The 22,562-nt window shown below is 74.9% G+C and carries 22 protein-coding genes; 8 read left to right on the forward strand and 14 right to left on the reverse strand.

What is annotated here, in order from left to right:
- Positions 1 to 221: 221 nt before the first annotated feature.
- Together NXY84_RS17855 and NXY84_RS17860 are read left to right on the forward strand one after the other, a co-directional pair.
- The gene (locus tag NXY84_RS17855) at positions 222 to 770 is read left to right on the forward strand and encodes an RNA polymerase sigma factor (RefSeq protein WP_258724370.1); all 549 of its coding nucleotides are present in this window, start codon (positions 222 to 224) and stop codon (positions 768 to 770) included.
- Positions 767 to 2,170 (forward strand): hypothetical protein, encoded by a 1,404-nt coding sequence (locus NXY84_RS17860; RefSeq protein WP_258724371.1) that lies wholly within the window; start codon positions 767 to 769, stop codon positions 2,168 to 2,170. Before NXY84_RS17855 ends, NXY84_RS17860 begins: the two co-directional genes overlap by 4 nt.
- Here the strand turns inward: NXY84_RS17860 and NXY84_RS17865 are convergent.
- On the reverse strand, positions 2,134 to 3,102 hold the full coding sequence (locus NXY84_RS17865) for an AraC family transcriptional regulator (RefSeq protein ID WP_258724372.1): 969 nt from the start codon (positions 3,100 to 3,102) through the stop codon (positions 2,134 to 2,136). The genes NXY84_RS17860 and NXY84_RS17865 overlap by 37 nt on opposite strands.
- Before the next feature lie 81 nt (positions 3,103 to 3,183).
- Here NXY84_RS17865 and NXY84_RS17870 point away from each other — a divergent pair, with 81 nt between their 5' ends.
- The gene (locus tag NXY84_RS17870; protein WP_258724373.1) at positions 3,184 to 4,095 is read left to right on the forward strand and encodes an NAD(P)H-binding protein; all 912 of its coding nucleotides are present in this window, start codon (positions 3,184 to 3,186) and stop codon (positions 4,093 to 4,095) included.
- Between the two features lie 51 nt (positions 4,096 to 4,146).
- Here the strand turns inward: NXY84_RS17870 and NXY84_RS17875 are convergent, their stop codons facing one another.
- From NXY84_RS17875 to NXY84_RS17885, 3 genes are all read right to left on the reverse strand, one after another.
- Positions 4,147 to 8,313, reverse strand: a complete 4,167-nt coding sequence (locus tag NXY84_RS17875; protein ID WP_258724374.1) for a S8 family serine peptidase — start codon at positions 8,311 to 8,313, stop codon at positions 4,147 to 4,149.
- Positions 8,314 to 8,942: 629 nt separating this feature from the next.
- Complete coding sequence (locus tag NXY84_RS17880) at positions 8,943 to 10,706, reverse strand: DUF4153 domain-containing protein (protein WP_258724375.1); 1,764 nt, start codon at positions 10,704 to 10,706, stop codon at positions 8,943 to 8,945.
- A 120-nt stretch (positions 10,707 to 10,826) separates the two neighbouring features.
- Positions 10,827 to 11,459 carry a dihydrofolate reductase family protein gene (locus NXY84_RS17885; RefSeq protein ID WP_258724376.1) on the reverse strand — a complete coding sequence of 211 codons (633 nt, stop codon included), beginning with the start codon at positions 11,457 to 11,459 and terminating at the stop codon, positions 10,827 to 10,829.
- Positions 11,460 to 11,608: 149 nt separating this feature from the next.
- Between NXY84_RS17885 and NXY84_RS17890 the strand changes: the two genes are divergently transcribed.
- Positions 11,609 to 11,980, forward strand: a complete 372-nt coding sequence (locus NXY84_RS17890) for a helix-turn-helix domain-containing protein (RefSeq protein ID WP_258724377.1) — start codon at positions 11,609 to 11,611, stop codon at positions 11,978 to 11,980.
- 172 nt (positions 11,981 to 12,152) lie between these two features.
- Here NXY84_RS17890 and NXY84_RS17895 read toward each other — a convergent pair whose 3' ends face one another.
- From NXY84_RS17895 to NXY84_RS17905, 3 genes are read right to left on the reverse strand one after another with little or no spacing between them, the layout of a single operon-like run.
- A complete protein-coding gene (locus NXY84_RS17895; RefSeq protein ID WP_258724379.1) occupies positions 12,153 to 12,767 on the reverse strand; it encodes an ATP-dependent Clp protease proteolytic subunit in 615 nt (204 codons plus the stop codon).
- The gene (locus NXY84_RS17900) at positions 12,767 to 13,426 is read right to left on the reverse strand and encodes a ClpP family protease (protein ID WP_258724380.1); all 660 of its coding nucleotides are present in this window, start codon (positions 13,424 to 13,426) and stop codon (positions 12,767 to 12,769) included. The genes NXY84_RS17895 and NXY84_RS17900 overlap by 1 nt, the downstream gene beginning before the upstream one ends.
- Positions 13,427 to 13,464: 38 nt before the next feature.
- Positions 13,465 to 14,223 (reverse strand): hypothetical protein, encoded by a 759-nt coding sequence (locus tag NXY84_RS17905; RefSeq protein ID WP_258724381.1) that lies wholly within the window; start codon positions 14,221 to 14,223, stop codon positions 13,465 to 13,467.
- A gap of 127 nt (positions 14,224 to 14,350) precedes the next feature.
- Here NXY84_RS17905 and NXY84_RS17910 point away from each other — a divergent pair, with 127 nt between their 5' ends.
- From NXY84_RS17910 to NXY84_RS17920, 3 genes are read left to right on the forward strand one after another with little or no spacing between them, the layout of a single operon-like run.
- The gene (locus tag NXY84_RS17910; protein ID WP_258724382.1) at positions 14,351 to 15,265 is read left to right on the forward strand and encodes an ABC transporter ATP-binding protein; all 915 of its coding nucleotides are present in this window, start codon (positions 14,351 to 14,353) and stop codon (positions 15,263 to 15,265) included.
- The gene (locus tag NXY84_RS17915) at positions 15,262 to 16,116 is read left to right on the forward strand and encodes an ABC transporter permease (RefSeq protein ID WP_258724383.1); all 855 of its coding nucleotides are present in this window, start codon (positions 15,262 to 15,264) and stop codon (positions 16,114 to 16,116) included. The genes NXY84_RS17910 and NXY84_RS17915 overlap by 4 nt, the downstream gene beginning before the upstream one ends.
- A gap of 4 nt (positions 16,117 to 16,120) precedes the next feature.
- Positions 16,121 to 16,477, forward strand: coding sequence for a helix-turn-helix transcriptional regulator (locus tag NXY84_RS17920; protein WP_258724384.1), 357 nt, complete (start codon positions 16,121 to 16,123; stop codon positions 16,475 to 16,477).
- 76 nt (positions 16,478 to 16,553) lie between these two features.
- On the opposite strand, the gene NXY84_RS17925 is transcribed toward NXY84_RS17920, so the two are convergent.
- The 7 genes from NXY84_RS17925 to NXY84_RS17955 all read right to left on the reverse strand — a co-directional run bounded on the left by NXY84_RS17925 (position 16,554) and on the right by NXY84_RS17955 (position 21,815).
- Positions 16,554 to 16,958 (reverse strand): hypothetical protein, encoded by a 405-nt coding sequence (locus NXY84_RS17925; RefSeq protein WP_258724385.1) that lies wholly within the window; start codon positions 16,956 to 16,958, stop codon positions 16,554 to 16,556.
- A 14-nt stretch (positions 16,959 to 16,972) separates the two neighbouring features.
- The gene (locus NXY84_RS17930) at positions 16,973 to 19,294 is read right to left on the reverse strand and encodes a polymorphic toxin type 15 domain-containing protein (RefSeq protein ID WP_258724386.1); all 2,322 of its coding nucleotides are present in this window, start codon (positions 19,292 to 19,294) and stop codon (positions 16,973 to 16,975) included.
- Positions 19,295 to 19,304: 10 nt separating this feature from the next.
- Positions 19,305 to 19,670: a DUF6507 family protein gene (locus tag NXY84_RS17935; RefSeq protein ID WP_258724387.1), complete on the reverse strand. Its 366-nt coding sequence runs from the start codon at positions 19,668 to 19,670 to the stop codon at positions 19,305 to 19,307.
- 112 nt (positions 19,671 to 19,782) lie between these two features.
- Positions 19,783 to 20,118, reverse strand: coding sequence for a hypothetical protein (locus tag NXY84_RS17940; RefSeq protein WP_258724388.1), 336 nt, complete (start codon positions 20,116 to 20,118; stop codon positions 19,783 to 19,785).
- Between the two features lies 1 nt (position 20,119).
- Positions 20,120 to 21,148, reverse strand: coding sequence for a DUF6177 family protein (locus NXY84_RS17945; protein WP_258724389.1), 1,029 nt, complete (start codon positions 21,146 to 21,148; stop codon positions 20,120 to 20,122).
- A 2-nt stretch (positions 21,149 to 21,150) separates the two neighbouring features.
- Positions 21,151 to 21,459 (reverse strand): hypothetical protein, encoded by a 309-nt coding sequence (locus NXY84_RS17950; RefSeq protein WP_258724390.1) that lies wholly within the window; start codon positions 21,457 to 21,459, stop codon positions 21,151 to 21,153.
- An 11-nt stretch (positions 21,460 to 21,470) separates the two neighbouring features.
- Complete coding sequence (locus NXY84_RS17955) at positions 21,471 to 21,815, reverse strand: hypothetical protein (RefSeq protein WP_034633396.1); 345 nt, start codon at positions 21,813 to 21,815, stop codon at positions 21,471 to 21,473.
- 168 nt (positions 21,816 to 21,983) lie between these two features.
- Between NXY84_RS17955 and NXY84_RS17960 the strand changes: the two genes are divergently transcribed.
- On the forward strand, positions 21,984 to 22,538 hold the full coding sequence (locus NXY84_RS17960; RefSeq protein WP_258724391.1) for a T6SS immunity protein Tdi1 domain-containing protein: 555 nt from the start codon (positions 21,984 to 21,986) through the stop codon (positions 22,536 to 22,538).
- The last annotated feature ends 24 nt before the right edge of the window (positions 22,539 to 22,562 follow it).

Below are 22,562 nucleotides of genomic sequence, written 5' to 3' on the forward strand. Positions count from 1 at the left end.
CCATCCTCCGCTGTCGCTCGGCGCCCCGCGTACGCCCGTCGGAGGCGCGCCACGTCGGAGGTACGCGCCACGTCGGAGGCGCGCAGCTCTGCGGGCACCCTGCACCGGCGCGCCGCGGGCGCGTCGCGCGCCCGCGGATCGTCCGGCGCGACAGCCCTCAACGATCCGGTGCAGGTGCGCGTTGTGGTGTCAGCAGCCCGGGACGAGGGGAAGGACGCCGCGTGGCGCACTGGAGGAAGACCCTGGACCGGATGGTCCAGGAGCGGCGGTCGGCGCTCGTCGCCTACGCGTGCCTGTTCGTGGTCGACCGCCGCGACGCGGAGGACCTGGTGCACGAGGCGCTCGTGCGCACGTTCGCCCGGCCCCGCGTCGTCACGGACGTGCACGCGGCGGAGGGCTATGTGCGGCAGGCGATCCGGACGGTCTACCTCGACCAGGTGCGGCGTCGGCGCACGTGGCGGGAGAAGGCGCACCTCTTCGCCGGGGGCCCCCCGGCGCGCGCCGCCGAGGACGCCGCGACGGCCGCGACCGACGTGGGTGCGGCGCTCGCGCTCCTGTCGCCCCGGGAGCGCGCGTGCGTCGTCCTGCGCTACTTCGACGACCTGACGGTGCCGCAGGTCGCCTCAGCGCTGCAGATCAGCGAGGGCTCGGTCAAGCGCTACCTCGCCGACGGCACCCGCAGGCTCCGGGGCGCGCTGCGGCTGGACGGCCCGGCGTCCGACGACACCGAGATCGTGCACGTGACCGACACGGGAAGGAGCGGGGCATGAACGACGACCTCGCCGCCGCGCTGCGCGGCTTCGCTGACCAGGAGCGCCACGTCGCCGCGGCGTCCGCCCCGGACTCGGCGCGCGAGTCGCGCGCGCTCGCCCGGCGGGTGGTGCGCCGCCGCGCCGTCCGCACCGGTTCCACGGTGACCACGACGCTCGTTGTCGCCGGCGGGATCGCCGCTGGGGTCCAGGCGTGGGATGCCAGGCCCGAGCCCCCGGCGCGACCGGTGCCCGCGCCGACGGCACCGGCTCCGACGCCGACGTCACCGACTCCGGACGTCACGCCGACCACGACGCCCTCCCCGACGGCCACCTCGGCGCCGCCGCCCACCCCCACTTTCCGCGACGCGGAGCCGATGTCGCCGGGGATGCTCGAAGCCTCGGCCGCAGGGTGGATGCTCGTCCAGCACGGCACGTGGCTCGACGGGGAGCGGGTCGGCTCGCCGGTGCGGCTGTACCTGGTGAGTCCGGAGGGCCGGCCGTACGTCGTGCCGACCGCGGGGGACCCGACGGAGTGGCTGGCTCTCGACTGGGCGCCCGGGACCTCACGCGTGCTGGTGCACGTGCGGGCGACGGCCGAGGTCGCGGTGCTCGATCTCCTCACGGGCGTGCGGGGTCCGACGCTCGGGAGGGGGACCGAGGCGCGGCTGGTGCCCGACGGCAGCGGCGACGTGCTGCTCCCCTCCGTCGACGGGACGGTCCGGCGGCTGTCAGCGGACGGGGCCGTGCGGTCCCTCACCCCCGCGTCCCCGGTGTACCCGGTCTCGGCCACGGCCGTCCTCGGTCCGGACGGCAGCGCGTTCGTCACCAACGACCAGGCGGGTCCGCGCGCCGTCGACGCGGACGACCTCTCGGTCCTGCCGATGCGGAGCCCGTATCCGGACCTGCCGGGCGCGTGCCGGGCGTGGATGTGGGTCGGCGCCACGGAGGTGCTGCACGAGTGCTCCGCGGGCGGCGCGTCGACCTTCGTCCTGCCGTCACCCGGCAGCGAGCTCTGGCTCGTCCCCGTAGGGGCGGGCACGCCGCGCAGGCTCACCGGGCTGCCCCCGGTGACGGAGGTCGGCGGCGCGTGGCGCGTCGGCGACCGCGTGGTCGCGGGGTCCTTCGGCTGGAATGTGACCGAGAGCACCTGGTGGGACGTCACGGACGGTACGGCGACGCAGCTGAGCGGCGGCGGGAGTGCGAGTCTCACCGTCGTCGGTGTCCGTCGGGACGAGCTGATCGTGGCGGACACCCCCTACGGGCCCCGCGGCGACCTTCCCGCCCACTGGATCCGCGCGGTCGACCCTGTCACGGGAGCCGTGCGCAGTCTCGTGGAGGGCGAGCCCGCCGGAGTGTCGACGTTCGTCGTGCTCCCGGCGACCTACGCCTCGGCGCCTCCGACGGAGATGGGGGACTGACGCAGCCGCACCCGGTACTCCTGCGGACTCACGCCGTGCGCGCGCCGGAACGCGGCGCTGAGCGCGAACGCGCCGCCGTACCCGACCTGGCGGGCGACAGCCCCGAGCGTCGCGTCGGTGCTGCGCAGCGCGTCGGCAGCGAGCGCCATGCGCCACCCGGCGAGGTACGTCATGGGCGGCTCGCCGACGAGCTCGGTGAACCGGCGGGCGAACGCCGCGCGGGAGACCCCGACCTCGGCGGCGAGACCGGCGACGGTCCACGGCTCGCCGGGCCGGTCGTGCACGAGCCGCAGGGCCCGCCCGACGACCGGGTCGCCGTGCGCGCGGTACCACGCCGGCGTGCTCGCGTCCGGGCGCGCGGACCAGGCCCGGACGGCGGAGACGAGCACGAGGTCGAGCAGCCGGTCGAGCACGACGGCCTGGCCCGGGGCGTCGCGCGCGATCTCCTGGGCGAGAGCGTCGACGACCGCCGTCGACCCCTCGCCGTGCCGCACGACCACGAGCGGGGGCAGCGCGCGCAGCAGCCGCTCGCTCACGACGCTGTGCTCGGGGTAGGTGCCGATGAGCATGAGGTCGGGGCCGTCGAGGTCGTTGCCCCACGTGCGGACGCCGAGCTGCATCGAGAGCACGAGGCTGCGGCCGTCGAGCGTCGTGCAGCTCTGATCCGGGTGGACGAGCACGCCCGGGGGCGTCCCGGGCTGGTCCGCGAGCGTGTACGGGTCCGGGCCGCGCAGGATCGCGACGTCGCCGGGGCTGAGCGCCTCGGGTGCGCCGGACGCGGGCAGGACGCACGCGGAGCCGCGCAGGAGCGCCACGACGGTGATCGGCGCGCGGTCCTGCACGCGGATCGACCACGGCGGGGCCATCACGCCGCGGAGCAGGAACGCGCCGAGCGCTCGCGGGGAGTCGAGCAGCCCGGAGATCGGATCCATGGGCCACACCCTAGACGCTCGAACATGTCAGCGCGCTCCTGAGCCATTCGCCGTCTCGCGCGGACGCGGTTGGCTCGTCCCATGACCACCACGCAGAGCTCTCCGCCCTCCGTCCCGACGACCTCCACGACCGGCGCGACCCGCCGCACCCCTCTGCCCGACCCGGGCACCGTCCTCGTCCTCGGCGGCACCGGCAAGACCGGCCGCCGCATCACCGCCCGCCTGCGCGACCGCGGCGTCGCCGTGCGCGTCGGCTCACGCTCGGCGACGCCGGCGTTCGACTGGACCGACCCCTCGACGTGGGACGCTGCGCTCGCCGGGGTCGACGCGGTCTACGTGTGCTTCGTGCCCGACCTCGCGGTCCCGGGCGCCGTCGACGTCGTCTCGGCGTTCGTCGCGCGCGCCGAGGCGGCCGGCGTGCGCCGCCTCGTCCTGCTGTCGGGCCGCGGCGAGGAGGGCGCGGAGGAGTGCGAGCGGCTCGTGCTCGGCAGCAGCATCCCGTCGACGGTCGTGCGTGCCGCGTGGTTCGACCAGAACTTCAGCGAGTACTACCTCGTCGACGGCGTGCTCGCGGGCGAGGTCGTCCTCCCGGCGGGCGACGTGACCGAGCCGTTCGTCGACGTCGACGACCTCGCGGACGTCGCGGTCGCGGCGCTCACCGAGGACGGCCACGCGGGCGAGCTCTACGAGGTCACCGGCCCGCGGCTGCTGACGTTCGCGCAGGCGGTCGCCGAGATCGGCGCGGCGACCGGGCGCGAGATCGCGTACGTCGAGGTGCCCGTCGCGGACTACGCGGCGGCGATGACCTCGATGGGCGCGCCCGAGGACGACGTGTGGCTGCTCACGTACCTCTTCACGACCGTGCTCGACGGGCGCAACAGCAGCGTCGCCGACGGCGTGGAGCGCGCGCTCGGCCGCCCGCCGCGCGACTTCGCCGAGTACGCGCGCGACGCCGCGGCGGCGGGGGCGTGGGACGGCGCCCCGGACGCCTGACGGGCGGGAGGCGGGCGACGCGGGTGCCGGTGGCTGCCGGCACCCGCGTCGTCAGCGGCGGAAGTACCCCGAGACGTCGGCCACGAGGTGGAGCGTGCTCGACGGGGCGTAGAACGACACGCGGCCCCCGGTGCCGGGGCGCACGATCACCAGGTTCGGCTCGTCGCGCCCCGCGACCAGGTTGAGGTTCGACACCAGCGGGAGCGTCGCGGGCGTCGTCGTCGGGAAGACGCGGACGTGCGTGACGGCCTGCGGCGCGACGCCCGTCACGTTCAGGACGACCGAGCTCGCGTCCTCCGGCACGCCGCGCCAGCCGGTGACGGTCAGGGTGGCCGGCACGCCCGGCTGGAGCGGCCCGCCGGAGATGCCGAGCCCGGTGCGCGTGTCGGCGAGGCGCTGCGGGGCGAGGGCGACGTACCCGTTGTCGCCCGTCGGCGCGTAGTACCCGGCGAGGTCGGCGACGAGGTGCAGGTCCGCGGCGTAGGTGAAGAAGCGGACCCGCCCCCCGTCGCCGACGCGCACGGTCACCAGGTTCGCCTGGTCGCGCCCCGGGCGGAGGTTCAGGTTCGAGATGACCGGGGGCTCCGCGCTCTCCGACGCCGCCGGCGCGGGGTACACGCGCACGTGCGTCATCTCGGCCACGTGCGTCGCGGTGACGTTGAGCACCACGGCGGTCGCGTCCACGGGGACGCCGTTGCGCCCGGTGACCACGAGATCGACCCACCGGCCGCCGCGCACGGGCGCCGACGGCACTCCCCCCGTCCCGTCGCGCGTGTCCAGGGCGCGCACGGGCGACATGGGGACGAACGCCGTCGCCGCGCCGGGCGCGTAGTACCCCGCGAGGTCCGCGACCGCGTGCGTCGAGGGGCCGTCAGCCATGAGGTCGACGCTGCCACCCGCACCCAGCGCGACGGTCACGAGGTTCGGCTGGTCCACGCCCTGCACGATGTTGAGGTTCGAGACCTCCGGCGGCCCACCGGCTCCGGCCGGCGTCGGGTACACCCGCACGTTGCCGGTCCCGGTGGCCTGCGTCGAGGTCACGTTCAGGACGACCGCCGTCGCGCCCGGCGGCAGCAGGTCGCCGAGCGGGAGCGAGACGGGCCGGCCGGACTGGAGAGCGCCGCCGCCGACGCCGGTGCCGTCGCGCGTGTCGAGCACGCGCAGCGGGTCCACCGGCGTGAAGCGGTCCCCGCCCGCGGCGACCGTGAACCAGCTGCGGAACGTGCCGGGCTGGACGGCGCCGGCCGGGCTCGTGAGCCCCGAGACGAGGAGCTCGTAGTGCCGGCCGCGCACGAGGTCGGCGGTCGGGGTGATCGAGACCCTGTGGGTCCTCGCCTCGTAGCTGCGGGTCGCGCTCACCGCGGTCCCCGTGGTCCCGTCGACGAGCCGGACGGTCTGCTCGGTCACGGAGGACGGCGCGACGTCCGGGAACGTGTGCACGGTCACGGTCGGGCGGACCGCGACGCCCGCCGCGTGCGGCTCCGGGAACACGTCGTGGACCCAGTCGACTCGGCCTGTGGTCCAGTCGAGACGCGTCTGCCGCAGCGCCAGGACGCTGTCTCCCGCGAGGACGCCGTCGAGCAGCCCGTCGCCGTCGAGGTGGGCGAGCGCGAGCCCGTGCGCGGAGACCGTCTCCTGCCACGGCACGGCGGAGGACGTCGGCGTGCTGAGCGTGCCCGACGCGCTCTGGAACATCACGCTGACCGAGCCGGCCCGTCGCGCGGCACCGACCACGTCGAGGAGCCCGTTGCCGTCGACGTCACCCAGGGCGAGAGCTCTCGGTGTCGCGACGTTGTCGTACAGGAGTCGCTCCCCGAAGCCGCCGCCGGGCAGCGCGGGGTTGATGGACAGGCCGCCCGCGGCGCGCACGACGTCGGGCAGGCCGTCCGCCGTCAGGTCGCCGATCACGACGTTGCCTCCGGCCGGCCCGTCGAGCGCGACGCCGGGCCCGAACGAGCCGTCGGCGAGCTGCGGGTGCACCTCGGTGCCGCACACGACGTCGGGGCGCCCGTCCTGCGTGAGGTCGCCCACGGCGACGGGTGCGCAGAGCGTCCCGAGCGACGCCCCGGCCGTGAACCCGCCCGCGCCGTCGTTGATGAACGCCTGCGTGGCACCACCCGCGTCCGCTCCGGCGTTGACGACGAGGTCGACGTCGCCGTCGACGTCCAGGTCCGCCGCCTCGATCTCGCGCGCTCCCCCGGCCACGGGGGTGAGGCCTGCGGCGACGAGGGTCCCGGCGTCCTGGCGCAGGACCTGGATGCCACTCGTCGTGGTCACGGCGACGTCGGTGCGCCCGTCGCCCTCGACGTCGAGGACGGCGACCTGCGTGCCGCTCAGCGTGCCGCCCGCGGCGACCCGCACGGCCGGGGCCAGCGTGGCGTCTCCCCGCCCCGGGTGGAGCAGCACCGAGGTCTCGCCCGGGACCGCGAGCACCGAGTCGACGAGCCCGTCGCCGGTCAGCTCGGCGGCACCGACGGCGCCGCCGTCCGGACCCGGCTGGGCGGACGGCAGGAAGACCGGCCGGGGGGTCGCGGAGACCGTCAGCCGGTAGGTTCCCTCCGGGCTCGAGCCGTTGGCGTTCCGGACGGCGATGGAGAGGGACCATGCGTCCGGCACGGAGACGATGCCGCGCTCGCTCGTCTCCGACTCGTCGACGTCGAGGAGCACCCGGCCCCCGGGAGCCTGGACCTCGAGGACGAGGTCGAGGGCGGGCGACCGGTCCGCGCCGGCGTAGTTCTGGACCTCCACCGCGTAGTACCCGGCCGACGTGGCGTCGTAGCGGTACCAGTCGACGTCGCCCTCGGGCGCGAGCGTCCCCTGCGCGCTCGCGTGCGACCACGTCTCCACCTCGAGCACCTGGGAGTTCGTCGACGTGTCGCCCGCGTCGTCGGCGTCCCGCGGCGCCCGGTCCAGCGGCACCGCCGGCGCGACCGTGCGGGCGGTCGGGGAGTCGACCGCCGCCGCCGCGTCCAGCACGCCGCGCCCGTAGAACGGGTCGACGCCCCGCGGGCCCGCGTCGCGCGCGGTGCTCACGAGCCGGTCCTCGACCAGCGCCGGGGTCGCGCCCGGGGTCCGCGCGAGCACGAGGGCCGCGGTCCCGCTCACGAACGGTGCCGCGAGCGAGGTCCCGTCGGCCTGCGCGTAGCCGCCACCGGCCGCGGGTCCGACGATCCGGGACCCGGGCGCCGCGATCGACACCCAGTCGCCCCAGCTCGAGAAGTCGGTGAGGGCCCCGTCGTCGTCCGTCGCGCCGACCGCGAGCACGCCGGCCACCTGCGGCGCGTACGCCGCGGGGTACTGGGCGACGTCGCTGCCGTCGTTCCCCGCGGCGACGACCACGACGACGCCGCGCGCGACCGCGGCCTGCATCGCGGCGAGCAGCACCGGGGACGGGTCCGAGCCGCCGAGCGACAGGTTGAGCACGTCGGCGCCGTGGTCGACCGCCCAGGCGATGCCCTGCGCGACGACGGAGTCGGCGCCGTTGCCGCGCGCGTCGAGGACCTTGACCGGCAGGAGCCGCGCACCGTACGCGGCCCCGACCGCGCCGACGCCGTTGTCGCCGTGCGCCATCGCGGCGCCCGCGACGATCGTGCCGTGCCCGTGGTCGTCCGCCGGGTTGCTGTCGCCGCTCACGAGGTCGATGCCCGGCTCGACGGAGCCGGCCAGGTCGGGGTGCCGGGCGTCGACCCCGGTGTCGAGCACCGCGATCACCGTGCCGGCGCCCGTGCTCAGATCCCACGCACGCGGGAGCCGGGTCAGGTCGAGGTAGGGCCACGTGTGCTCGAGGAGCGGGTCGTCCGTCCACGCCGCGGCGGAGCGCACGTGGTCGAGCTGGACCTCCGCGACGAGCGGGTCCGCCTCGAGCCGCGCGAGGACGTCCTCGGGCGCCTCGTCCCCGACCGGGACCTCGACGAAGCCGGTGCCGTCGACCTCGTCCGCACCGCGGGCGCCGACGGCCCCGAGCACCGCCCGCTCCTGGGTCGGGGTGGCGTCGTCGACGAACCGCACGAGCACGTGGTCGGCCTCGGGCGCCGGCTCGGCCTCCGGCGCGGGGGCGAACGACGGGACGTCGCCGCGGTCCGTGGGCCGCTCGCCGCCCGTCGGGTCCGCGACCGCGGCGGGCGAGGCGCCGGCGGGTGCACCGGCGGCCGGGAGCACCCCGGCGGCCAGCCCGAACCCGACGCACAGAGCGGTGATGCCGGCGACGCGACGACGCACGATTCTCCTGAGCTCGTTCCCCCGCAGGACGCGCTCGCGCCCCCCGACCTGCCATCGGCAGGAGGACGCACGCCGTGAGTGCCCCTGCACCGCTGCGGCGCGACGACCGGGCCCCGGCCCGGTGCGCCCGCGCAGGCAGCGGCACGACGATAGGCCCACGACGGCGGCGCGCGAAGGGAGTTCCGGGAGCAGCTCGTCCTGTCACCCTTCCGGACGCGCCCCGCCCCCGCAGGAGGCCTTCTGCGGGGGCGGGGCGAGCGGTCTGCAGCGCGTGCGTCGCGCCGCGGGTGCGCTCCGCGGGTGCGCGCTGCGCGCGTGCGGGCCGTCGGTCAGGTGCCCGCGTTCGGGTGGATCCCCTCCACGCGCGTCGCCCCGCGCCGCCGGACCGTGACCGGCTCGGCGATGTCCTCGAGCGACGACCATCCAGTGGAACCTCGTCCACGGCAGCCGGTCCATGCGGGCGGGGATGAGGCTGCGTACGGCGGGCCGATCGGTGAGGCCCTGGGCTGTCGCGTCCATGCGGACTCCTGTGTGCGCGTTGCGACGGGGAGGGCGAGGGGACTCCCGGCCCCGCCTGATTTCCCGGCCGCTAGGCGCGCGCACAGGGGCCTGCAACACGAACGGGGTGGTCAGCGGCTCCCGCGGTAGGTGCTCCGGCACGCCGAGCCGGCGTCGGAGTCCACGGGGGCGGCGTCGGCGAGCACCGCGACGGCCCGCGACCGCGCGAGGTGGGCGTCCCCCAGGCCCTCGGGCGCGACGACGCGTCGGCCGTCGAGCACGCAGGAGCGCAGGGGCTCGTCGAGCGCGTCGAGCGCGGGCACCGCGTCCGCCGAGAGCCCTCGCAGGTACAGCACGTCGAGCTGTTCGCGGGCCTCCTCGGTGGTGTTGTGCCGCACGATCAGCGCGTCAGGGTTGGCGAGCGCGAGGGCGAGCATCGCGACGGCGACGACCTGGACCGCCGCACGCGGCAACCACGTCCCGCGCCAGCGCACGCCCGCGGCCATGACGAGCACGAGCAGCACCGCGAGCACGATCTCGGCGACGAGCACGAGCAGCCGCAGCCGGGTCAGCCCGAACGCCTCGACGTACAGGTCCATCCGGCGCAGCGCGGAGGCGACGACCCCGAGCGACCCGACGCACAGGAACCCGAGCGCGACGCGGGAGACCAGCCGGTCCTGCGCGGTCGCGCGCGGCGCCCGGCGGGCCGCGACACCGACGACGACGAGGGTCAGCGCGGTCACGGCCACGAGCTGCGCGAAGCCCTGGCGCGCGTACTCCGCGTAGCTCAGACCCAGCGTGTCGAGCACGTGCCGGTGGCCGTCGACCAGCGCGCCGACCTGGACCAGCACGAACGCGAGGACGAGCGTGCCGAGGGCCACGACCGGCAGCAGCCACTCCCCGCGCCGGGCGGGCCGCCCCTCGGGCAGCCGGTGGTCGGACCACGCGGGCGGCGCGAGGGCGAGGTGCGCGAGCGTCGCGGCGACGAGCGCGACGAGGGCCCCGACCGCGAGCTGCGCCGGCAGCAGCCCGACGCCGAACCGTGGCAGGTAGCTCGCGAACACGGTGTCCGCGCTCGCGAACAGCGCGCCGAAGACGACGAGCAGCGCGACGGTGACCCCGACGCTGCGGAGCGCGACCAGCAGCTCCGCCCGGCGCGCGCCGACGAGCGCACCCGCGCCGTGCCGGACCCACGGCAGCGCGCGGAGCAGCCCGGCCGCCCAGCCGAGCAGGCTCGACGCGACGGCCAGCGCGCTGCGTGCGGACGTCGCCGCCACCGCCCCGGCGACCGCCGCGACCGTCAGGCAGAGCGCGACGACCCAGGTCGCGTCCCGCACCGCGACCATCGCCACGAGGGCGACCGCGAGCGCCGCGGTCACGAGCGGGCCCCACGCCCGGTGGCGCACGAGCGACGGCACCGCCGCCCCCCAGACCGCGAGCCCGACGAGCGCCGCCCCGAGACCGAGCGGGTGACCGACGAGCAGCACCCCGCCGAGGGCTCCGACGCCGGCGCACGCCGCGAGGGTGGGCGCGGGGGCCGGTACCGCGCGGCCCGCCGCCCAGAACGCGTCGCGCGCGAGCGTGAACCGGGTCGGCGGGAGCGGCGGCGGCAGGTACGTCGGCGCGGGCCACGTGGTCGGCGGCATGGCGGTCGCGACGGCACCGCGCGCCGGGGCGCCGTACGGCGGGACCCCGGCAGGGGCGTGGGAGGCGGTCGCCGCCGGGGCGGGGTCGCGCGGGGTCGGGGGCGGCGCGGCGGTGGTCGGCGGTGCGGGAGCCGGCGGCGCGGCGGTGGTCGGCTGTGCGGGAGCCGGCTGCTCGGGGGCCGGCGTCGACGCGGCCGGCTGCTCGGGGGTCGGGTCGGCGGGGGTGGCGGGCGGGCCGGCGTCGGTCATGGCGGCCACGCTAGGGACTGCCGCGAGCCCGCGGCGGCCGCGCCGGGGGCGGTCCGGTGAGGGTTGTGTTCACGTCCGTGCACATCCGGTGACGGCGCCCCGGACCGGGGTGCCGCCAGGTCAGAACGTCGCGCGACCGTCCTCGGGCATCGGGTGGTCGGCGGTCTCGAACGGGGTCGGGCGCAGCGCCGAGTACACCGCGCCGGCCCGGGTGCGGCGCTGCTCGACGAGGTCGAAGCCGGTCGGCGGGGCGTCCTCGGCGAACAGCCGCTTGCCGTGCCCCACCGCGACGGGGAAGACCAGGAGCCGGAACTCGTCGACGAGGCCCGCGGCGTGCAGCGTGCGGACGAGCGCGCCGCTGCCGTGCACCTGCAGCTCGTCGCCGGGCTTCTCCTTGAGCGCGGCGACCGCCTGCACGACGTCGCCCTGGAGCACCGTGGTCGCCGCCCAGCCGGGCTCCGTCACGGTGCCCGACGCGAGGTACTTGGGCAGCCCGTTCAGCGCGACGCCGACGAGGTCGTCGGGGTCGGTGACCTGCGTCCAGTAGTCGCGCATCATGTCGAACGTCGTGCGGCCGAGCAGGATCGCCCCGGCGCGCGCGAACCAGTCGTCGACGATCGCGCCCATGTCCTCGTCGGCGTACGGCACGAGCCACCCGCCGCGCGTGAAGCCGCCCGAGGGGTCCTCGTCGGCCGCGCCCGGGCCCTGCATGACGCCGTCGACGGTCAGGAACGTGTGCACGGTGAGCCGCACGGGTCTCTCCTCCGGGAGCGGGGCGCTGGTCGGGGGGGTGGACCGGCGCGCGCCGCGGAACTCATCGTTCGCTGCGGGCAGACCTCGGGGGCCGGTGCGCACGCCGCGCGCGCTGCTACGTTCGCCAGGAGACGACCCCGGAGGTCCCCATGGCGCGTGAACCCCTGCTGCGACGGCTCGTCGGTGCGATCCTGCGGGCCCGGCGCGAGGCCCAGGGCCGCACGCTGCGCGACGTCGCGACCGACGCCCGGGTCTCGGTCGCGTACCTCTCCGAGATCGAGCGCGGCCGCAAGGAGGCGTCGTCCGAGGTGCTCGTCGCGGTCTGCGGCGCGCTGGGGATGGGTCTGGCCGACCTGCTCGCGGAGGCGCACCGGACCCTCGTCGGGCACGTGCAGGTCGTCGACCTCACGGCGGCCGTACCGGGACGGACGAGCGGCGGCACGGTGCACGTGCTGCAGCCCGCGCGCACCCCGGGGCCGGCGGCCGGCACGTCCGCCGCGGTCCTGCTCCGCGCGGCCTGACCCGGCACGTCGCGGTCCGCGCGGCTCCGACCCGGCACGTCGACGTCCGCCCGTCCTGACCCGGCACGTCGACGTCCGCGCGGCCTGACCGGGCACGTCAACCCGAGTCCCCGGGGCGTCCCCGGACCGCTGCGGTGGCCGGGCCCGGCCGTCGCGCAGCCGCCCCGCACGGCTACGCCGCCTGCGCCGCGCCCGCCTTGAGCGTGCGCACGACCCCGTCGACCAGCCCGTACGCGACCGCCTCGTCGGCCGTGAGGATCCGGTCCCGGTCGGTGTCGGCGCGCAGCTTCTCCACGGTGTGGCCCGTGTGCCGCGCGAGCACGTGCTCGACCTGCGCACGCAGCCGCAGCACCTCGCGGGCCTGGATCTCGAGGTCCGCCGCGGTGCCCTCGCCGCCGCCGGACGGCTGGTGGAGCAGCACCCGCGCGTGCTCGAGCGCGAACCGCTTCCCGGGCGCCCCGGCCGCGAGCAGGACCGCCGCCGCCGACGCCGCCTGCCCCATGCAGAACGTCTGGACCTGCGGCTTCACGAACTGCATCGTGTCGTAGATCGCCATGAGCGCGGTCAGCGAGCCGCCCGGCGAGTTGATGTAGAGGCTGATGTCGAGCTCGGCGCTCTCCGACTGCAGGTGCAGCAGCTGCGCGATCGTCACGTTGGCGACGCCGTCGTCGATCTCGGTGCCGAGGAAGATGATCCGCTCCGAGAGCAGCCGGCTGTAGACGTCCGAGAACCGCTCCCCCGTCGGCCGCTGCTCGACGACCATCGGGACGGTGTGCTGCCCGGCCATCAGAGGCCGACCTTCGCGCGGCCGGCGTCGGGGCGCACGTCGTCGAGCTGCGTGACGACCCGGTCGACGATCCCGTACTCGCGCGCCTCGTCCGCGGTGAACCAGCGGTCCCGGTCGCTGTCGCGCTCGATCGTCTCGACGCTCTGGCCGGTGTGCTCGGCGATGAGCCCCTGCATGGTGCGCTTCACGTGGGCCATGTTCTGCGCCTGGATGGCGATGTCGACGGCCGTGCCGCCGAGCCCCCCGGACGGCTGGTGCATGAGCACGCGGGCGTGCCGCAGCGCGAACCGCTTGCCGGGCGTGCCCGCGGCCAGCAGGAACTGCGCGGCGCTCGCCGCGAGCCCCATGGCGAGGGTCGCGACGTCGTTGGGGATGAGCCGCAGGGTGTCGTAGATCGCGAGCCCGGCGCTCACCGAGCCGCCCGGGGAGTTGATGTAGAGCGCGATGTCGCGACGCGGATCCTCGGCGGACAGCAGGAGGAGCTGGGCGCAGATGCGGTTCGCGATCGCGTCGTCGACCTCGCGGCCGAGCACCACGATGCGCTGGTGCAGGAGCCGGGTCGCGAGCTGGTCGTCGAACGGCGCGGGCGGCGCCTCGGTGCGCGCCGTGGGCGGTGGGACGGTCGTGGCGAGCGGAGGGAGCAAGGACGGGACGGTCATCGTGGTGCCTTCCGGTGCGGGGTTCGGTCCCCCCACCGTCACACCGCCGGAGCCCCCGGGACCCGCCCGTCTGCCTGCGGCAGATCTGCCGACGGCAGACGCGTGCGGCGTGCGAGCACCCACCAGACGATGCCGCCCGCGAGCATGAGGAGGCCGACGAGGCCGAGACCGATCGCGAGGAACACCCCGAGGATCGACCCGAAGATCCCGGCGAAGAACGGCGCGAAGTCCTGGTCGGGGGCGAGCAGCACCGTCGCGGGCGAGCCGTCCTCGGTCGGCGGCGAGACCACCGTGTACGTGCCGGGCTCGGTGATCGTGAACGACGCGACGGTGCGTGCGGTGACGCCGCCGCCGCCCGTGGTCGAGGTCACCTGGGGCCCGCGCGAGGTGTCGACGACGGTGCCGTCCGCGGCGGCGACGAGCAGGTCGGCCGCGAGCCCGGCGGCGTCGTCGGCGTCGTCGCGGCCCGCCGACGGCTGCGCGACGTAGACCGCGTACCGGTCCGCGGCGAGCTCGACCTCGGTGACTCCCGGGGCGTCGAGGCTGGCGACGACCGCGGAGCCGGGCTCCCCCTGCGACGTGAGGATGCCGAGCGGGAGCACGCCGAGGAACACCCGGGCCACGCCGATGCTGAGCGCGAGCGTGAGGAGCAGCACGAGCGCCCCGCCGGCGGTGAGGATCTTCGCGCCGCGCGTCGAGCGCGGGGGCGCCGGCGCCGTGGGGCGCGACCCGGCCGGGGGGTGCGGGACGGGGTGCTGGGTGGGGCTCGGGCCGTTCTGCGGGACGGAGGTGCTCACCCGCGGACGGTAGCGCGCGCCGGCCCGGCACGGGACCCGCTGCGTCGACACCGTTGACCGGACAGGACGTTCGGTAGTACACCTGCTACATACGATGGTAGGCGAACGACATCCCAGGAGTGAGCCCATGCGTCACGACGAGGTGGTCATCGACGTCCGCGACCTGCGGATGCGCTACGGCAGCACCGACGTGCTCGACGGCGTCGACCTGCAGGTCCGGCGCGGCGAGGTCATCGCCCTGCTCGGGCCCAACGGTGCCGGCAAGACCACGACCATCGAGATCCTCGAGGGCTTCCGGAACCGCTCGGGCGGTGAGGTCCGGGTGCTCGGCGAGGACCCCGCGGCCGCCGGCGAGGACTGGCGGGCTGGCATCGGGATCGTGCTCCAGTCGTGGCGCGACCACGGTCGCTGGCGGGTCCGCGAGCTGCTCGAGCACCTCGGCCGCTACTACGCGCCCTACGGCGCACCCGGCCGGCCGCGACCCCGCGACACCGACGAGCTCGTCGCGACCGTCGGGCTCACCGCCCACGCCGACCAGAAGATCTCGACGCTGTCGGGGGGCCAGCGCCGGCGGCTCGACGTCGCGATCGGCATCGTCGGGCGGCCCGAGCTGCTGTTCCTGGACGAGCCCACCGCCGGGTTCGACCCCGAGGCCCGACGCGAGTTCCACGACATCGTCACCGGGCTCGCCGACCTCGAGGACACCACGATCCTGCTCACGACCCACGACCTCGACGAGGCGGAGAAGCTCGCCGACCGCATCCTCATCCTCGCGGGCGGCCGGATCGTCGCCGACGGCAGCGCCGACGCGCTCGCCCGGGAGGTCGCCGGCACGTCCGAGGTCCGCTGGGCGCGCGGCGGCGAACGGTTCGTGCACCCCGCGCACGACGCCACCGCGTTCGTCCGCGAGCTCCTCGCGCAGCACGCCGACGTCACCGACCTCGAGATCCGCCGCACCACGCTCGAGGACTCCTACATGACCCTGGTGCACCGGCACGAGACGGCCCCGGAGAGCCGGCGGCTCCTGGAGGTGACCCGATGAACCACACCACCTACGCGATCCGGGTCGGGATCGGGCGCGGTCTCGCCGAGTTCCGGCAGAGCCTGCGCAGCTCGCAGGACTGGATGTTCTACGTCGTCGTCGGGCTCGGGTCCCTCGCCTACCTGTGGGCGAACCGTGCCACGCCCGTCGAGGGGACCGGGCTGCTCCTCCCGACCCTCATCCTGCCCAGCATGCTCGGCGGCCTCGTCGTGTTCGGCGGCATCGTCGGGCCAGCGTTCACGCTCGCGATCGAGCGCGAGGACGGCACGCTCCTGCGCGCGAAGGCGGTGCCCCACGGCATCACCGGCTACATCTCCGGGCAGGTCCTGTTCCAGAGCATCGGCGTGCTGCCCATGCTCGTCGTGCTGCTCGTGCCGAGCGCGCTGCTGTTCGACGGGCTCATGCACCAGGGCGCGCGGGGCTGGCTCGTCGTCGCCGGCTACCTCGTGCTCGGCCTGGCCACCTGCCTGCCGATCGGCTTCATCATCGGCTCGCTCGCCACGACCCCGAACAAGGTCAGCACGTGGGGGATGCTGCCCGTCATCGGGCTCGCGATCATCTCCGGCATCTTCGTGCCGCTCAGCTCGCTGCCGGGGTGGCTCCAGAGCGTCGCCCAGGTGTTCCCCATGTACTGGGTGGGGCTCGGCATGAGGTCCGCCTTCCTGCCCGAGTCCGCCGCCGCGCTCGAGATCGGCGGCTCGTGGCGCACGCTCGAGACGCTCGTCGTGCTCGTACTCTGGGCGGTCGTGTCGATGCTCCTGCTCCCCCCGCTGCTGCGCCGCATGGCCCGGCGCGAGTCCGGCTCGTCCGTCGAGGCCCGCCGGCAGGAACGGATGCAGCGCGTTGGCTGAGGCCGTGGGTCAGGAGGCGGAGGGCCGGGAGGCGGACGGCCGGGAGGCCGAGGGCCCGCAGGGCGGCGGCGCCCGGACCGCGGGTCCGCAGGCCGTGGGACCGGAGGCCGTCGGTCCCCAGGCGGCCGGGCAGCGGTCGCCCGAGACCGTCCACAACCGCATCGCGGTGCTGCGCGCCGAGCGCGGGATCTCGCGCCGCCAGCTCGCCGAAGCCCTCGACGTGCACTACCAGACCGTCGGCTACCTCGAGCGCGGCGAGTACAGCCCGAGCCTGTTCCTCGCGCTGCGCATCGCCGAGTACTTCGAGGTGCCCGTCGAGGTCGTGTTCTCGACGCGACCGTTCCCGCGCATCGGGAGCTGACCGGCCCGGACCGCCGGAGGCACCCGTTGTCCACCGGCGCCTGCCCTCGGTGTGCGCAGCTCGACGTCCGTCCTGGTCAGGAAGCCCCCTCCGACGGCACGGCGTCCTTCACCGAGTCGAAGCCGCACTCGTCGAACGGGACGAGCAGCACGCGCCGGTGCTCGGCCTCGAGCGACTCCCCCGCCGCGAGCGCTGTGGCCGCGTTCTGGATCCCGCCGGCGACCCGCGAGACGTACACGCCCTCAGGAAGGTCGTCGTCGGTGAGTCCGATGCTCCGGAAGGCGTCGAGCGACGCGCTGTAGAGCGCAGTCTTGACCGGCGCCGGCAGCCGGACCTCGTTGAGAGCTCGACCGGCCGCGACGACCGCGCGGCTGGGCAGCGCGAGCTCCGCGTAACGGCGCCACACGTCCTTCCCCGTCGAACGCACCTCGTCGAGGAACGCCTCGACGAGCTCGCTGTGGGCCCCGAACCTGTGTGCCATCCTCACCCCTCGTGTCAGGTGCCCGACGCGGACGCAGGCACGGCGTCGACCACCTTGATGCGGACGTTCATGCGGACGTCTCCCAGCAGGTGCGCCGGGATGCCGGACTCCGCCGTCAGTGCGTCGAGCTCGAGCCGGAGCGTCTCGGCGTTGCGGCCGGCGCCCCACCCCCAACCGTAGGCGCTGTTCACGCCGCCCTCGCCGAGCCCGGTGAAGTGCCGCGGGTTGCCGCCGCCTCGCTGGTCGGGTCCGTGCAGCGCGAACTCGTTCGCGAGCTCCGTGCGTGCGCGCGTGAATGCGTCCTTCCTGGAGACCCCCTCCCTCATGAACCCTTCGGCCATGAGGCGGATCTGCGCGCGGCGGTACTTCCCCTGGAACTTCTCGTCCGTGCGGCCGTGGGTGTCGTAGTCGCTCATGCGCTTGTTCCAGTCCGCGACCGACTGCTGGTTCACGCTCTGCTGCTGGAGCTGTCCCTGGCGCGCGAACTCGGCAGCGTCGTGGTTCGGGTTCGAGCGCGTGAACGTGATCTCGATCGGCTCGGCCATGCGGAGGACGCCGTTGTCGATGACGACGACCCCACGGTCCACGAACGGCTGCAGCTGGTCCGGGACGAGCGCCGGGTGCAGGAGCCGGCCGCTGTTCGTGAGGCCGGTCGGCGAGATGGTGTCGGGGTCGATGGTGCCGACGTTGCCGTGCTGACCGCGCGGCACGGCGTCGTAGTGCGGGTGGGCCGGGTCGAGCTCGGGGTTGCCCCAGTGCTCCTCCGGGACGGCACGCACGTCGGGCCGCCCGTTCAGCCGCGTCGGGCCGTCCCACACCGGGGCGTTCCCGTGCGGCGGTGCAGGCGTCCCGCTGCCGGAGCCACCTCCCGTCGGCGACGACCCGCCCGCACCCGGCCGGGACGAGCCGAACAGGTCGGTGCTCACCGACGGCGGGCTGTGCGGCACGACGTGCGACGGCGTGTTGCCGGTGACGGCGTTGACCAGTCCGGTCATGCTGAGCCGCACCCCGCCCGCACCGGCACCCGCACCCGCGAGCGCCGGGCTGCGGAACCCGCCGGCCATCAGGTCGCCGCCGAAGACGAGCGCCTCCCGCAGCCCCGTGACGAGCTTGATGCCGCCCTTGACGACCCACGAGCCGCCCTGGACCACGAACTCCGTCCCGGCCGCGGCCATCTTGGTCAGCTTGGCCGTGGCTGACGCACCCTTCGCGAAGGACCCGACCTGCCCCGCGCCGGGGATGAAGAACGTGCCGATGCTCAGCACCGCGCCGGTGCCGGCTGCGACGCCGTCCTCCTTCCACTTGTGCCAGCCGTCCTCGGCCCCGTGGTCGTACCCGATCAGGGTTCCGAGGCCGCCGACGACGGTGTCGTAGCGGTCGTCCATGAACCGGACGAAGTCGTTGTCGGTGTTCCCCGTCGCCTGCATGCCGATCGCGACCCACGCGACCGGCGAGGCGAAGAGCGCGATGGACCCGACGAGGTCACCGAGACCGCCCCACGCCTGCCCGTACGCCTTGCCCTCGAACCAGCCGCCGGTCTCGGGGTTGTAGCCGAGCACGAGCTGCCCGGCCCCCTGGATCAGGTCCTTGCCGAACGTGTAGGCACCGCTGCCGACCGACTCCGGGCAGTTGCGGTCCTCCTCGCGCGGCTCGCCCCACGGCATGGGCTGCGCCGGGTTGGTGAACGCCTCCGCCGGGATGACCTCGACGGGCGTGACGCACATGTTCTTGACGAGGCCGTTGATGTCGTTCGCGCACTGCGCGCTCGCCGTCGAGACGTCCTCGAGCAGCTCCGCGTACTCGGCGAGCAGGTCCTTGTTGCGCTGGACGGTGTCCCCGTCCTCGTACCAGGGCACGGTCACCTGACGCTCGTCGACCCCGGCCCACTCGAGCATGCCCTTCCCGTAGTCCAGGAGGCCCGCCTCGTTGGACGACGACGCGTCGATCTGCACCCCGTTGATGACCTCGGCCCGGAACGCCGCCGCGCGCCGCTCGAACGAGGCGAGGCGCGGCTTGATCCCGTCGAGCGCGGCCGCGTACGTCTCGAGGTGCCCCGCCATCGTGTGGAACGCCGTCTTGAGCTCGTTCGCCGACGTCACAGCCGGGCGCATCAGGTCGTAGACCCGCTGCTGCTCGGGCGCCTCGTAGCTGTGCGTCAGACCGCTCCAGCTCGTCGCGATCGAGCTCGTCTCGTCCTGCACCGACGTGCCCATCGTCTTCACGGACGCCGCCGAGTCCCGGATCGTCTCCGGGTTCAGGTCGGCCGACTTCGCCGGAAACATCGCGGGGTTGATCAACCCGCCGTCCGCGACGCACTGCGTCGGTGTGACCGTCATGTCTGCCCCCTCAGGCCTTGTACCCGTGCTTCACGAAGTACGAGAAGTCACCCGACTCCGCGGACTTCAGCAGCTCCGCCTGGTACGACCCGGCCATGTCCTGCTGGCCGTTGTTGTACGCGATGACGGCGTTCGAGACGCCGACGACCCCCGCGTTGATGCGGTTGCCGATGTTCCGCAGGTTCGCGCTCTGGTCGCCCAGGACCGCGTTGACGGCGGCCGCGACGTCCTGCGTGAGCGGGCCGCCCCAAGTCAGGCCGTCGAGCACGCCCTGGAACTTCGCCTCGGTGAGCGCCTTGCCGAGCTCCTCCGCGTCGGCGTTGACCCCCGTCAGGATGCCCTGCACGTCGGCCGGCGTGATCTTCCAGCGCGTCATGCCCGCTCCCCTCTCCCCCTGGTGACCGCCACGGTGGTGCGGGCGGTCCTGATGGTCCTCGTCGTGCTCGTGCTGGTGGAGCTCGTGCTGGTAGAGCTCGTGCTCGTGCTCGTCATGCGCGCTCCCGGATGACGCCACCCACCGCGTCGGCGATGGCCTCCGCGAGCGCCCGCGCCGTCTCCGGCGCGCCGTACGGGACTGCCAGGTCGGTCCACAGCGCGAACGACTGCGGCGGGTCCTGCACCGCGGCCGCCGCCTCGCGGGGGACGGACACCGGACGTGTCCGGTACACCTGCAGCAGCGCCCGGCCCTCGGCGTCGACGAACTGGCGGATCTGCCCGTCGCGGTACTCGAGGAAGGTCCCCAGCGGGTGCTCGACCGACGCCGCACGGACCATCGCCTCGGACGTCGGCTCGACGTCGCTCAGCAGGACGAGCTCGGTGGGCACCTCACACCTCCGTGTCGAGACCGGTCGCCGCGGCGATCCTGTCGTACCCGAGGTCGTGCGCGAACGCGACGAGCTGCGCCCACAGCCCCACGTCGGGGTCGCTGAACCGCACGAGCACGCTCGGCAGGCGCTTGCGCCCGAGCACCGTCACGTCGTGCCGCTCCGCGAGCTGCGCCGGGTCCACCCGCAGGTCGTGCACACCGCGTGGCCCGATGACGACCGCGAGCGGGACCTCGAGGCGCTTCGCCGAGACGCCCTGGGTCACGCCCTCGTCGGTCTCGGCGAGCGACACGAAGCCGATCGTCGGCTGGAACGCCTCCGCGACCGCCGCGAGCGTCGCCGACGCCTGCGCGACGACCCCGCCGATGGTGCCGGGGTACGCCCCGACCGGGACGCCGCCCTTGACCTGCTCGAGGACCCCCCGGCGCGTCCGTGCGACCGCCACGTCCACGAACGAGCCGTCGGGCCCGCGCGCGTGCATGAGCTCGGACGCCGGCATCCCGCGCCGGGCCGTCTCGGTGAGCACCGCGGTGTCCCACGCCTCGACCAGCGGCTCGTGCAGACCCCACACGTCGAGCGGCTGCCCGCCGAGCGAGCCCACGACCGATGCGGCGAGCTCCCCGATGCGCGTGTCCGCCGCGGCGCGCTGGTGCGCGAAGACGTCGAACATCAGGGCACCGCGCGGCTCGGCCGACCACCGCTCGAACGTCCCGAGCCGGTCGCGGTCCTCCGTTCCCGAGCGCTGCCACAGGTCCGGGAACGAGTCGATCCGGTACCCCGAGAGCCCGTCGAACACCCGCCCGTCCTCGTGCCGCACGGCCCAGTGCCCCGCGGCGCGACGCATCGCGAGCGAGACGAACGGGCTCAGGCGTGCGTCCGCCGACGTCACGAGGACCGGGCGCAGGCGCTCGGTCCTCGCGAAGTCGAGGAACGCGGCGAGCGGCTCCGACAGCAGCACGGAGCGGCCCGACGCCACGAACACCGCGTACTCGTCATCCCACTCGTCGGCGACCGGGTGGACGATGTGCACGGTCAGTCCGGGATGTAGGACGCGGCCTGCTGCAGGCCGCGACGCGCGATCTCGTCGTTGTCGGCCAGCGAGTTGCGGATCGCCGAGATGATGCCGCGGACCTCGGTGCCCGCCGCGTTCCACTGCTGCTCCATCGCGGCGTAGCGGTCGCTCACGCCGTCGGCCTGGTACACCGCCATCGCGGCCTTGACGTCGGCGTCGCGTCGCGCGAGCGCCGCCTCGAGAGCGCTCGCGGCGCGCTCGAAGTTGGCCTGCGCCGACTGCGAGGCGTTGATGTCGTAGTCGTTGCGGTCCAGCTGGTTCGTCGACATGGCGGTCCCCCTCAGGCCCTCGGTGCGAACTTGGACGTGTCGGCACCCGCGAAGTCGGCGGAGCCCTCGGCCGAGCGGTGGACGTCGGCCCCCTCGTCGGCGGTCGTGACGAACGCGCGGTTCTGCCCGGCGATCGACTCGGTGATGCCCACGAGCGCGTTGTTCAGGACCGTCGAGATGTCGTCGGTGCGCTCCTTGAAGGAGACGAACGACGCCTTCGCGACACCGTTGAACGTGCCCTCGAGCGGCTCGGCCGCCTCCTTGAGGTTCCGCACGAGCTGCCCGAGGTCGTCGGACTCCGTCGCGGTCTTCCGGCCGAGCACCTGCAGCGCGTCGGCCTCCATGGCGAACTTCATGAACCCTCCCCTGCGTGTCATGAAACCGCCCGAATCGGGCAGCGGCACGATCGTAGGGCGGGCGTCCGACACGCGCTACGGAGTTCCCCCGACCGGCACGGAACCTCCACGACAGATGTGGGCGGCACGCGCTAGCGTCGAGGCCGGTCAGCGAGCACAGGGGGTCCCATGCCGACGTTCACGAACTTCACCCGCACCACGGCGGTCGCCGAGGAGACGGTCGCGCGGTTCGAGGCGTCCGTGCCGCCGGAGATCGCCCGGGTGTGGCGGGAGGACGGCGCCGGTCTGGTGGGCGACGGGTTCGTCCGCGTCGTGGACCCGGACCGCGCGACGACGATGCTCGAGGGCGTCGTCGGCATGCCCGCGGGCGCCGTGCCGGTCCTCACGACCGCCCTCGCGGACCTCGTGATCTACATCCGTCCCCTGTTCCACGTGCTGCGGTTCCGGTTCGGGGTCATCGACGTGATCGGCTTCGACGCGGCGCAGCTGCTCGCGGACGTGCAGGACGAGACGTTCCTCGACGAGGTGCTCGCCCGGCAGCCCTACCCCGCGGGGGTCGAGCGGCTCGGCGTCCCCGGGCCGGACGAGTGCTTCGGGTTCGTCCCGCTGCTCGCGCTCGGCGGCGCACCCGACCCCGCCCGCCTCGACCGTGGCGGGCTCTGGGAGCACATCGCGATCATCATGGAGCTCGCGGGCCCGCCCCGGTCGCGCGCGTCCTCCTGACCGCTCCCCGACACCGCCCCGCCC

Source organism: Cellulomonas sp. NS3 (assembly GCF_024757985.1).
In the GTDB taxonomy this organism is placed as follows: Bacteria; Actinomycetota; Actinomycetes; order Actinomycetales; family Cellulomonadaceae; genus Cellulomonas_A.